The following is an 11,839-nucleotide window of genomic DNA, read 5'->3' on the forward strand; positions in this document are numbered from 1 at the left end:
GCTCGTGGGCGGGCGCCCTCCTGGCCGTCGGCGGTACGGTCTTCGTCGCGGCGCCGAGCCTCTACCTCGGCGCGAACCCCAACTTCACCTGGGGCGGCATCCAGGACACCGCCTGGTCGAGTCCCACCCAGACGTTCGGGGCACTGCTGTTCGCCCCCGTCGTCATCGTGCTCATCGACCTTCTGGAGCGCCGCCAGCGCGGCACCGGCCCGTGGCTCCTGCTGGGGATCTTCCTCGTCGTCGTCATGGGGGCGAAGGCGACCTACCTGCCCCTGCTCATCGCCGGGCTCGCGGCGGTGGCCACGGTCCAGGCGGTCAGGAGGCGCCGGTCGATCCGGGCCGCGCTGATCGCCCTGGGGATGGCCACGGCCTGCCTGCTCTACGCCCAGTTCGTGCTGTTCGGCCAGGTGCGGCAGGGAACGATCGTCGACGTCCTCGGGTTCGTGCGGGTGACGTGGGCGGAACTGACCTCGCGGGGGGGAGCGGACGATCTCGCACCGGCCTCCGTGTTCGGCTTCGCCGCGCTGTACCTACTGTGCTGGGCCGTCGCCTGGTGCGGAGCCCTCGGCCTGCTCTGCCGGCGGCGGTTGCTCCTGCGCCCCGCGGTGGTTCTCATGCTGGGCATCGGCGCGGCGGGCCTTGGCGCGGCACTCCTGCTCGGGCACCCCGACCTGAGCCAGCTCTACTTCCTGCGGGGGGCCTACCCCTACCCGGTGATCGTCGCGGTCCACGGGCTCCTCGTCATCCGGAGACGGGCCCGGCTCCCGCTCAGGACGGCCGCGTGCGCGGCCGGTGCCGGGGTGGTCGCCGCGTACCTGATCCCCCTCGCCTGCGGCGTCACGGTCCCCCTCGGCCCGGACCAGGCGGAGATCGCCCTCTACGGGCCGTACGCCGCTCTCTCGCTCATCGTGCTCCTGGCCTCCGCCGGGCTGCTTCTCGCCGGCCGGCGCAGGCTCCGCGTCCTCGCCCTGGTGATGTTCATGCTGGCGGCCGTCGGCCTGCCCGCGGCGGCGCACGCGCGGATTCTCGCGTTCCTGCACGGCGGTTCGTTCGCCTACGGTGCGGCGAAGGGCGGCCCGCACCGTGCGGCGGCCGAGGTGATCCCCGAGGGGACACTGGCCGCGGCGCGCTGGTTGCGCGCCCACTCCGGACCGGACGACCTGGTCGCCACGAACGCGCACTGCCGCTGGGGGCGGGAGAACCCGTGCGACAGCAGCCAGTTCTGGGTGGCCGCCCTGTCCGAACGGCGCGTGCTGGTCGAGGGGTGGACCTACACCTCCGCGAACATGAGCCGTTGGCGTCCGGGGTCCCTGACGGAGTATCTGCCGTTCTGGGACGGTGAACGGATCAGGCTGAACGACGCCGCCTTCCACGCGCCCTCGGCGGCCGCGATCCAGCGCCTGCGCGAGCGCTACCAGGTGCGCTGGCTCCTCGCCGACGAGCGCCGCGCGGGCCGGGCATCGAGGATCGGGGACATCGGGGACTTCGCCGAGCTCCGCTTTCGTTCCGGCGACTACGCCGTCTACCGGATTCCGGACGGATCGGCGTGACCTAAGACTTGCGTAATGGATCGCCAAGGAACGACGGCGCAACACGTGTCGCCCGGTCCTTTCGTTGTTCACTTCGGCCGTGAACGCAACCGACCTGAAGACGATCCCCTTCAACCGAACACACATCTCGGTGAACGAGCTGGATTACCTGGGGGAGGCCGTGCGGCTGCGATCCACCTGCGGGGACGGGCCGTTCACCCGGCGGGCCGCCGAGATCCTCGGAAAGATCACCGGGGCGGGCCAGGTGCTGCTGACCACCTCCTGCACGCACGCGCTGGAGATGTCGGCGATCCTCCTGGACCTCCAGGCCGGCGACGAGGTGATCATGCCGTCGTTCACCTTCATGTCGACGGCCAACGCCTACGCGCTGCGCGGGGCGGTCCCGGTCTTCGTCGACTGCAGGCCCGACACCCTCAACGTGGACGAGCGGCTGATCGAAGCGGCGATCACCGATCGCACGCGGGCCGTCGTGGTCGTCCACTACGCGGGCATCGCGTGCGCGATGGAGGAGATCGCCGAACTCTGCGATCGGCACGGCCTCACCCTCATCGAGGACAACGCCCACGGCCTGGGCGGGTCCTACCGGGGCCGGCCGCTCGGATCGTTCGGCAGCATGGCCGCGCAGAGCTTCCACGAGACGAAGAACGTGCAGTGCGGGGAGGGCGGCGCGCTACTTCTGAACGACGCCGGTCTCGTCGCGCGCGCCGAGGTCATCCGGGAGAAGGGCACCGACCGCAGCCGGTTCTTCCGCGGCCAGGTCGACAAGTACCGGTGGGTCGACATCGGCTCCAGCTACCTGCTGTCCGACGTCCTGGCCTCACAGCTGACCTCGCAGCTGGAGTCGTTCCACGAGATCCAGTCCCGGCGTCACGCCATCTGGTACCGGTACCACGAGGACCTGGCGGACTGGGCGGCCAGGAACGGGATCTCCCAGCCGGCGATCCCGGACGGTTGCACGCATCCGGCGCACCTGTACTACCTGCTGCTCCCGGATCTGGAGAATCGCCAGGCCTTCATCGGCCATCTCCGGAGGGGAGGCGTGCAGGCGACGTTCCACTACCAGCCCCTGCACGCCGCGCCCGCGGGGGCGAGGTTCGGTCGTGTGGCCCCGGGCGGTTGCCCGGTCACGGAGAGGGTCGCCGACCGCCTCGTACGGCTGCCGCTCTACGCCGACCTGGACGAGACCGCCGTGGCGCGAGTGATCGACGCCGTCCGGTCCTACGAGGTGAGCTGATGGCCTGGCACGACGTGATCGAGGCGCGGGCCGTACGGGCCGTGGAGTCGCCGCTGGAATCGGCCCGGTTCGGATGTTCCGTGGAGCGCCTCACCGTCCCCGCCGAGTCCGGGGCACCGTTCTCCGCGGTCCGCGAGGCGCTCCTGGGGTCGGTCGCGGACGTCGTCGTGCTCCGGTATCCGGCCGAACACGTCGGCTGGTTCGCGAAGCTGACCGCGCTCGGCCGGACCGCCGTGTTCGCGGACTCCCTCGTGTACTGGCGCCTGCGCGCGGGAGAGGGGCGCGGGCCCGCTCCGTCGCCCGATCTGCGGACGTCGGAGCCGGTCGGTCCCGCCGCGGTGGAGGCACTGGTCTCCGACATCTTCGGCGCGTACGGGAACCACTACCTGGCCAATCCGCTGTTCGACGCCGTCAAGGCCCTGGCGGGTTACCGGGAATGGGCACTGAGGTCGTCCGCGGAGGGGGAGTGCCTGGCACTGGAGGAGCGAGGCGCGGGAGTGGAGGGGCCCCGCCTGCTCGGGCTGGCCACGTTGGAGGAGGACGGCCCCCGGACGGAGATCCTCCTGGCCGGGGTGATCCCCGGCTCGCAGGGGCGGGGTCTCTACGCCCACCTGCTCAGGGCCGTCGAGGACCGCGCGCTGGCGCGTGGCGCGGCAGAGGTCGTCATCTCCACCCAGGGACACAACACGCGGGTGCAGAGGGCATGGGCGAGGTACGGATTCGAGCCCGTCCAGACCTTCCTCACCGTTCATCTGGTCCGGAGCCGGCTCCTGCGCGCGCGGGAACGCCAGGGCCGCCGGGCCGCTGGGGAAGATCGGCGGTAGACGACCCGACGCGCTCGCGCACCACGTACGTCGGGCGGCCCATGCCGTTTCCGTGAATGCGGCCGATGTACTCGCCGAGGACTCCGATGGACACCAGCTGGGCGGAGGAGAAGAGCGCGACCATCGAGGCGATGGTGGTGAACCCGGCCACCGTGGTGTCGCCCGCGGCGAAACGCCACAGGACGGCGCCCCCCAGCAGCAGGCCGATCACGCCGACGAGGAATCCGAGGTAGCTCGCCGCGCGGAGCGGAGCGGTGCTGTACCCGAGGAGCATGTTCATCGCGTGCCCGACCAGCAGGCGCGGCGTGTAGTTCGACCGCCCGTGGTCGCGCTCGTTCATGCGCACGCCGACGGAGCCCACCTGCGTGGTGGCCCATGACAGGGCCACGTCGATCGACGCGTGCGGGCCGGACAGGTCCTCGAACCCGTCGCGCATGTGCGTGCGCAGGGCACGGAAGGCGCTGATCGTACGCGCGGTGCGGATGCCCAGCGCGCCGGCCATGGCGGCCTTGACCGATCGGGACGCGAGACTCCGCAGGAACCCGTGCTCCTCCTCGTGCGGGACGCCGTACACCAGGTCGAGGCGGTCGCCTTCGAGGGCGGCCAGCAGGAGAGGGATCTGCTCGGGGGGATGTTGCAGGTCGTCGTCCATGGTGACGACGACCTCGAACGCCGCCTCCCTGATGCCGGCGACCAGCGCGTTGTGCTGCCCGTAGTTCCGGGACAGGCGGATCGCCCGGACCGCGTCGACCCGGCGGGCCAGCTCGGCGGCGGTCTCCCACGTGTCGTCCGGGCTTCCGTCGACGACGAGGATCACCTCGTGCGGGACGGACAGCCCGCGAAGGACCGGCATGAGCCTGTCCACCAGCGCCGGAAGGGTCCGCGCTGAGCGGTAACACGGAATAACCACCGACACCGACATTGATCCCCCGCTTATTTCCCGTCGCCTACTACAATCCTGTTTCATCCCAATGTCAGATCATGATCCGGAGCGACCGTCGCATGGTTGAAGTCGAAGGTGGAACCGCCCGTGACAATAATTCGCATTTCGGGCGGCCGGCCGTGATCTCGGCTTTTGCTGGCCACCGCATCACATATCTGCTCGCCGGCGCCATGACGGCCATGGTCTATTACGCTCTCCTCGGCCTAGGATTGCTGGTCGTTGAAGATGACGTCCCTTATCTTTTCCTGGCCGTGGCCGGCCACCTGGTGACCGTGGTGATCGTCTACCCCTGGTACAGGCTGGTGGTCTTCCGCGGCTCCGGGCACTCTTGGCCGGCAGGTTACCTGCGGTTCTACGCGGTCGGGCTGAGCTTCCTCGCGGCGTCCGTCATCGGGGTCCCGCTTCTGGTGGAACACGCCGGGATCTCGATCATGGTGGCCCAGGGGGTGGTGATAGTGATGAGCCCGCCGCTGAGTTATGCGATAAACCGGGCGTGGGTGTTCCGTGAACCGAGGAAAAGTGTTAAAAAGGCAACACCCCGTACGCTCATCGGTAAAGGCGCGAGCCGGTGAAGAGGCATCGATTCCGGATCCCTGTAAAATCGGCCGGACATGTGGTCGCACGGCCATGCGTTCTTCGCGGAAGGACTCAGAGAGCGTTGAAGGCACTCGTTCTGGCGGGCGGCAAGGGAACGAGGCTGCGCCCGCTGACCCATACCTCGGCGAAACAACTGGTCCCGGTCGCCAACAAGCCGGTGCTCTATTACGGGCTTGAGGCGATCCGGCAGGCCGGCATCACCAGCGTGGGCATCGTCGTCGGCGACACGGGCCACGAGATCCGGGACGCCGTGGGCGACGGCTCGCGGTTCGGGCTGGACGTCACGTACATCCCGCAGGAGGCCCCCCTCGGGCTGGCGCACTGCGTCCTGATCGCCAGGGAGTTCCTCGCCGACGAACCGTTCGTGATGTATCTGGGGGACAACTTCCTGGTGGACGGCATCACCGATCTGGTGGACGCCTTCCGCCTGGCCGACCACGACGCGCAGATCCTGCTCACCAGGGTCGCCGAACCGCAGTTCTACGGAGTGGCCGAGATAGGGCCGGGAGGGGAGATCCTCGGGCTGGAGGAGAAGCCCGAGCACCCGCGCAGCGACCTCGCGATCGTCGGGGTCTACATCTTCTCCCCGGCCGTCCACGAGGCGGTCCGGGCGATCACCCCGTCGGCACGCGGCGAGCTGGAGATCACGGACGCCGTCGCGTGGCTCCTCGGCAACGGCTTCCGCGTCCACTCGCATCTCGTCAGCGGCTACTGGAAGGACACCGGGCGCCTCCAGGACATGCTGGAGTGCAACCGCATCGTCCTCGAACGCGTCGAGCCCGACATCAAAGGCACCGTGGACGGCCTGAGTGAGATCACCGGGCGGGTCGTCGTCGAGCCGGGCGCGGTGGTGGAGAACTCGATCCTCCGCGGCCCGATCGTGATCGGCGCGGACACCAAGATCCTCTCCTCCTACGTCGGTCCCTTCACCTCGATCGGCTCCGGCTGCCTGGTCGGCAACGCCGAGATCGAATACTCCATCGTGCTCGACGGCTCCTCCGTGCAGGGCGTCTCGCGCATCGCGCACTCCCTGATCGGGCGCAACGTCGAGGTCAGCCGCGCGGCCGGCGTGTCCAACACCCACGAGCTCATGGTGGGCGACCACAGCAGGATCCAGGTGCGCGCATGAGAGTCCTCGTCACCGGCGGAGCCGGGTTCATCGGGTCCCACTACGCCAGGTCCCTGCTGCTCGGCTCCTGGCCCGGCTGCGAGGACACGCGGGTCACCGTCCTGGACAAGCTCACCTACGCGGGCAACCTCGCCAACCTCGCCCCCCTCGACGGCCACCCCGGTTACGCGTTCGTGCGGGGTGACATCACCGACGCGCGGCTCCTCGCGGACGTCGTCCCCGGCCACGACGTGGTCGTGAACTTCGCGGCGGAGAGCCACGTCGACCGGTCCATCGCGGGCGCGGGCGACTTCGTGACGACGAACGTGCTGGGGACCCAGAGACTTCTCCAGGCCGCGCTGGAGGGCGGGGTCCGCACGGTCCTCCAGGTCTCCACCGACGAGGTGTACGGCTCGATCGAGGAGGGCTCCTGGAGCGAGGGCGAACCTCTGCTGCCGAACTCGCCCTACTCCGCGGCCAAGGCGGGCGGCGACATGCTCTGCCGCGCCTACCACCGCACCCACGGGCTCGACGTCCGGGTGACCCGCTGTTCCAACAACTACGGCCCCTACCAGCATCCCGAGAAGCTGATCCCGCTCTTCGTCACCAACCTCCTCGACGGCGAGAAGGTCCCGCTCTACGGCGACGGGCTCAACGTGCGCGACTGGCTGCACGTCGACGACCACTGCAGGGGCATCCAGACGGTGCTGAGGAAGGGGACGCCCGGTGAGGTCTACAACATCGGCGGCGGCGTCGAGCTGACCAACCGGGAGCTGACCGGGCGGCTGCTGGCCGCGCTCGGCGCGGGATGGGAGGCGGTCGAGCCCGTGGCCGACCGGCTCGGGCACGACCGCCGCTACTCCGTCGACTGGACGAAGATCCGGGCCATCGGCTACGAGCCCCGCAAGGACTTCGGCGACGGCCTGGCCGAGGTGGTCCGGTGGTATCGGGACAACCCTCGGTGGTGGCGCCCGCTCAAGGAGCGGACGCCCTGACACCGGACCCGTGCCACGGGGGCACGGGTCACGGGTCACGGGTCACGGGTTACGGGTTACGCAAGCGTCGCGTCAGTTGGCGTGGAAGACCGGGTCGACCCAGTAGTTCGTCGCCTGGGAGCTGCTCGTCGGGAAGATGTTGTTCGCGTTGTAGGTGTAGACGCCGTTGCCGCCTTCGGCGCCGTTGGCGAGGGCGGTCAGGGAGCCGTTGACGTACGGGGACGTGAAATAGGGGCGGTTCATCGAGTAGTAGCCGGATGTGGTGTGGTACGAGGCGACGTAGGTGGTGCCACCGGTGACGTCGACGGGTTGCGGGAAGTTGGCCTGCTGCCAGCCGGTGGCGGTCTCGCCGGTGAAGGGGGTGCTGGCCAGGAGCTCGCTGTTGCTCGCCCACAGGCTGGCGGTGTGGACCCCGGTGTTCTGCGGGCCCTTGTAGAACCGGATCCCGCTCACCTTCCCGTTCGTCGCCGGCTTGAACTTGACGCCGACGGAGATCCCCTGCGTGTCGGGCTGCGACGGGATGGCGGGCACCGCCACCCTGTCCCACAGGCTGTCCGTCGGGATGAACACGACGTCGACCCAGTAGTTCGTCGACTGGTAGCTGCTCACGGGGAAGGCGTTCGACGCCCCGTAGGTGTAGACGCCGTTGCCACCCGCGGCGCCGCTGGCGAGGGCGGAGAGAGGGCCGTTGGAGTACTGGGAGACGAAGTAGGGGCGGGTTGTCGCGTAGCGGCCGGCCGGAGCGTGGTACGAGGCGACGTAGGTGGTGTTGGCGGTGATCGGCACCGGTGTCGAGAAGGTGACCTGCTGCCAGCCGGAGGCGGTCTCGTCGGTGAAGGTGGCGCTGGCCAGGAGGGCGCCGCCACTCGTCCACAGGCTGCCGACGTGGGTGCCGATGTTCTGCGGGCCCTTGTAGAACCGGATGCCGATCGCGGTCCCGCTCGTCGTCGCCCTGAATTTGACGCCGACGGTGACCCCCTGCGCGTCGGGCTGCGCGGGGACGGCGGGCACCTCCGCGCTGTTCCACAGGCTGTCCGACATGCTCTGGGTGACGGGCGGTGACGTGCTCGGCGCGAAGTGGATCAGGGCCTCGTTGTCGAAGGTGTCACCCCCGAGATAGACGGCGACGATCTCGTGCTCTCCCCCGGAGAGGTCGGAGACCGTGATCCGGGCGGGGGCCGAGCTGTCGTGATAGGCCGAGCCGAGGACGGTCGAGCCGTCCTTGAAGACCACCTCGCCGGCGGGTACGACCGTACCGCTGACCGCCTGCACCGTCGCCGTCAGAGTGACCGGCTCCCCTCTCCACGCGGGGTCGGTGGAGGAGGTCAGGGTGGTGGTGGTCGGCGGGTCGTTCGGCACGGTGACGCGGGTGTGCGGCAGGCTGCCGGTGCCCTGGATGGCGACCGTGCCGTCGAACGCGAAGACGCGGCCGTTGACGTTGGCCCCGCTGCTGATCGTGACTGAGTCCTGCGCCAGGATGTTGCCGCGGAAGGTGCAGTAGGTGCCCAGCGTCGCCGAGCCGTCGATCTGCCAGAAGAGGTTGTCGGCCTGGGCGCCGCGCAGGAGGCTGATGTTGCTGACGTTCGCCGCGTTGAGGGCGGACGCCTGGAAGATGAAGACGGCGTCCGGGTCGCCCTGCGCGTCGAGGGTGAGGGTCCCGTTGATCGAGAAGCTGCCGCTGACGGAGTCGTAGACGCCCGGCCCCCTGGTCGTCCCGCCCAGCTGGGCGGCCACCGTGGCGTCGGGCGTGCGTCCGGCGGCGTCGTCGTAGGCACCGGCCGCGTCGGCCTTGGCCTGCGCCGCGGTGGCGTCTCCCAGGTGTTTGGTCCCCGAGACCGTGCCGGGCGGGAAGCCGCTCGCCGTGGTTCCCGGGCTCACCCCCAGGTCGCCGGTGACCGTCGTGGAGTTCACGTTGGTGATCGCGGCCGCCAGCACCCCGAACGGCGCGGCGTCGCCGATGTCCACCGGATCGGCCGCGCTCGCGCCGGCCGGGGTGCCGGCGACCGCGCCCATCGCGAGGGCGGCCGCCACGGCCGCCTTCAGCAGGACGCGGCCGGCGGCACCCCGCGGGCGGGGCGGGCGGAACCGGAAGAGCGGCCGGCTCCGGGAACCCCCGGTGTCGATCATGGTTGCGGCCGTGCCGGCCGTCTGGTCGAGCGCGTCGCGAACGGGTTTGGACATGCGACACAACTCCTCACTGATCTCGTGATGCGTCAGACGTCCGGAGCGTTCCGTCGCCTGTGATCTGTCATGAATGAAACTTGAGGTCTTTGTCGAGCCTCTATGTGTTTTGTCGTATTAATCACACAGAGGAGACTAAAGGTGGATGTTGAGAAAAATCATCGGAATGTCGTCACGTCGCTGAAAAGGCGTCACGTAACACGCTGACGACTCTGCCGTGGAGGGTGGCGTGCGCGGGCTCGCGTACGTCCAGGAAGAGCGCATGTTGATATGCGGCTGATGAAAAATTTACTCGATAATTCTTCCGGACATTACTTACTTTTCGGCGTTAAAGCGGTATCGATCCTGTTCGAAGGGGCGTCCGGGTGCGGGTGGAAGGTGGCCTGATTTCGTCCGCGCGCGCACCGGCCCACCTGCTGGTCACCCATAATATGTGCATAAAAAGTATAAATGCATATTTGAGATGATTAGGTAATGTTTTAAGGTTTTGGCGCTGTTATCGGTGGTCGGTCCGGTCCCGTGCGCCGTGCTTGAGCAGCCCCGGATTCCGGGCGACACGCCCGGACGGCGGCGGAATCGGTGGTACGGGAAAGCGAGACTCCTACAGTCGAGGTCGGGTCTTAATCCCAAATCGACGGAGGTTCTGCCGTGGGAGAGAAACTGGTTGTGGTCGGCCAGGGATACGTCGGCCTGCCACTTGCGATGGGCGCCGTCACGGCAGGCTTCGACGTCGTGGGAGTCGACCTGGACGAGTGGCGGGTCAAGCGCCTCAACGCCGCCGAGTCCTATGTCGAGGACGTCGGCGACGAGATGCTGTCCCTGGCCCACCGGTCCGGCCGATACCTGGCCAGCGCCGACTACGCCGCCGCCGAGGGGTTCGACGTCTGCGTGATAACCGTGCCGACGCCGTTGCGCGAGGGCGTTCCCGACCTGCGCCACATCGGCGCGGCGGGGGAGTCGATCGCCCCGCTGCTGCGGCGGGGCGTCACGGTGGTCCTGGAGTCCACCACCTATCCGGGGACCACCGAGGAGTATCTGCTGCCGCTGCTGGAGGAGGGCTCGGGACTGCGGGCACCGCAGGACTTCCATCTGGGCTACAGCCCCGAGCGAATCGACCCGGGCAACGAGCACTGGCGCCTGGGGAACACCCCCAAGGTGGTCTCCGGCGTCGACGAGACGTCCCTGGAGCGGATCCGGGCGTTCTACTCGAGGATCGTGGACGAGGTCGTGCCGGTCTCCTCGCCGCAGGTGGCCGAACTGTGCAAGCTGCTGGAGAACACCTTCAGGCACGTCAACATCGCCCTGGTGAACGAGCTGTCGATCTTCGCGCAGCAGCTCGGCATCGACGCCTGGGAGGCCATCGACGCCGCCTCCACCAAGCCGTTCGGCTACATGCGCTTCACCCCGGGGCCCGGCGTCGGCGGGCACTGCCTGCCGATCGACCCGTCGTACCTGTCGTGGAAGGTCAAGCGCAGCCTGGGGCACAACTTCCAGTTCGTGGAGCTGGCCAACGACATCAACGCCCACATGCCGGACCACGTCGTGCGCCGGGTCGGTCTCGCGCTGAACCGGTTGCGCAAGCCGGTCAACGGCAGCCGGGTGCTCGCGCTCGGCCTCGCGTACAAGAAGAACGCCGGAGACTGCCGCGAGTCACCCGCGATCGACGTGGTCAGGGGCCTTCGCAAGCTGGGCGCGGACGTACGGGCCGCCGACCCGCACGTGGACTGCTTCCTGCTGCCGCAGGGCATCGAGATCGTCGCGTTCTCGGAACGGGAACTGGCGAAGGCGGACGCGGTGGTGGTCCTCACCGACCACGACTGCTTCGACTACGGACTCGTCCAGAGGGCGAGCGCCCTCGTCTTCGACACCAGGAACCGCTGCCGGGGACCCAACGTCGAGAGACTCTGACCTCGCGTCGCGGGCGACCGGCCGGTCCCGCCGGCAGGACCCGCGCGTGCGGGCGCGATCCCGGGAGGCGGGCGGCCGACCGGTCGCGCCGGACGTCAGGACCTCATGACGCGGGCGATCAGCTCCTCGACCTGGCCGTTGAGCCTGGCGCCCCGGGGCCATCCGGCGTAGTGGGTGAGGAAGACGACGACCTCGCGGAGCTCGTCGGGGGTGAGGTCGCCGGTCCGCAGCGCCGCGTCGAGCTGGACGTCGACGTCCTCGCCCATGCCCTGGCCGACGAGCAGGCCGACCAGCAGCATGCGCCGGTCGCGGTTCGAGATCCCCTTCCTGGACCACACCTCGGCGAACAGGCTCTCGGCGGTCGCCCCGAAGAGGTCGCCGGGCTCGTTCTCGCCGTGGTCCCAGCTGTGGACCTGTTCCATCGAACACCTCCGTGTGGAGCCCCCCCGGCGGCCGTTCCCTGGCGGGGACGGCCAGTGGAGTCCCTACCCCGCCTGCC

The 11,839-nt window shown here is 69.1% G+C and carries 10 protein-coding genes; 7 read left to right on the forward strand and 3 right to left on the reverse strand.

All coding sequences use genetic code 11. The features are described 5' to 3' along the window. From ACVCAG_RS05155 to ACVCAG_RS05165, 3 genes are all read left to right on the forward strand, one after another. Positions 1 to 1,550, forward strand: a 1,550-nt coding sequence (locus ACVCAG_RS05155) for a hypothetical protein (protein WP_440082191.1), incomplete at its 5' end; no start/stop codon positions are given. Between the two features lie 79 nt (positions 1,551 to 1,629). Beyond that, positions 1,630 to 2,784 carry a dTDP-4-amino-4,6-dideoxygalactose transaminase gene (gene rffA, locus ACVCAG_RS05160; RefSeq protein WP_440082192.1) on the forward strand — a complete coding sequence of 385 codons (1,155 nt, stop codon included), beginning with the start codon at positions 1,630 to 1,632 and terminating at the stop codon, positions 2,782 to 2,784. After that, positions 2,784 to 3,608, forward strand: a complete 825-nt coding sequence (locus ACVCAG_RS05165; RefSeq protein WP_440082193.1) for a GNAT family N-acetyltransferase — start codon at positions 2,784 to 2,786, stop codon at positions 3,606 to 3,608. Before rffA ends, ACVCAG_RS05165 begins: the two co-directional genes overlap by 1 nt. On the opposite strand, the gene ACVCAG_RS05170 is transcribed toward ACVCAG_RS05165, so the two are convergent. Continuing rightward, complete coding sequence (locus ACVCAG_RS05170; protein WP_440082194.1) at positions 3,526 to 4,575, reverse strand: glycosyltransferase; 1,050 nt, start codon at positions 4,573 to 4,575, stop codon at positions 3,526 to 3,528. The two genes, ACVCAG_RS05165 and ACVCAG_RS05170, sit on opposite strands and share 83 nt — an antisense overlap. A gap of 14 nt (positions 4,576 to 4,589) precedes the next feature. On the opposite strand from ACVCAG_RS05170, the gene ACVCAG_RS05175 reads away from it, so the two are divergent. The 3 genes from ACVCAG_RS05175 to rfbB all read left to right on the forward strand — a co-directional run bounded on the left by ACVCAG_RS05175 (position 4,590) and on the right by rfbB (position 7,251). Continuing rightward, on the forward strand, positions 4,590 to 5,123 hold the full coding sequence (locus ACVCAG_RS05175; RefSeq protein ID WP_440082195.1) for a GtrA family protein: 534 nt from the start codon (positions 4,590 to 4,592) through the stop codon (positions 5,121 to 5,123). Positions 5,124 to 5,209: 86 nt separating this feature from the next. After that, positions 5,210 to 6,277 carry a glucose-1-phosphate thymidylyltransferase gene (locus ACVCAG_RS05180; protein ID WP_440082196.1) on the forward strand — a complete coding sequence of 356 codons (1,068 nt, stop codon included), beginning with the start codon at positions 5,210 to 5,212 and terminating at the stop codon, positions 6,275 to 6,277. After that, positions 6,274 to 7,251 carry a dTDP-glucose 4,6-dehydratase gene (gene rfbB / locus ACVCAG_RS05185; RefSeq protein ID WP_440082197.1) on the forward strand — a complete coding sequence of 326 codons (978 nt, stop codon included), beginning with the start codon at positions 6,274 to 6,276 and terminating at the stop codon, positions 7,249 to 7,251. The genes ACVCAG_RS05180 and rfbB overlap by 4 nt, the downstream gene beginning before the upstream one ends. 72 nt (positions 7,252 to 7,323) lie before the next feature. Here the strand turns inward: rfbB and ACVCAG_RS05190 are convergent, their stop codons facing one another. Continuing rightward, entirely contained in the window at positions 7,324 to 9,432 is a 2,109-nt protein-coding gene (locus ACVCAG_RS05190) for a DUF4082 domain-containing protein (protein WP_440082198.1), read from the reverse strand. A gap of 648 nt (positions 9,433 to 10,080) precedes the next feature. Between ACVCAG_RS05190 and ACVCAG_RS05195 the strand changes: the two genes are divergently transcribed. Continuing rightward, positions 10,081 to 11,340 (forward strand): nucleotide sugar dehydrogenase, encoded by a 1,260-nt coding sequence (locus ACVCAG_RS05195; protein ID WP_440082199.1) that lies wholly within the window; start codon positions 10,081 to 10,083, stop codon positions 11,338 to 11,340. 95 nt (positions 11,341 to 11,435) lie between these two features. On the opposite strand, the gene ACVCAG_RS05200 is transcribed toward ACVCAG_RS05195, so the two are convergent. Continuing rightward, on the reverse strand, positions 11,436 to 11,762 hold the full coding sequence (locus ACVCAG_RS05200) for a carboxymuconolactone decarboxylase family protein (protein ID WP_440082200.1): 327 nt from the start codon (positions 11,760 to 11,762) through the stop codon (positions 11,436 to 11,438). Between the last annotated feature and the right edge of the window lie 77 nt (positions 11,763 to 11,839).

Source organism: Streptosporangium sp. G12 (assembly GCF_052983175.1).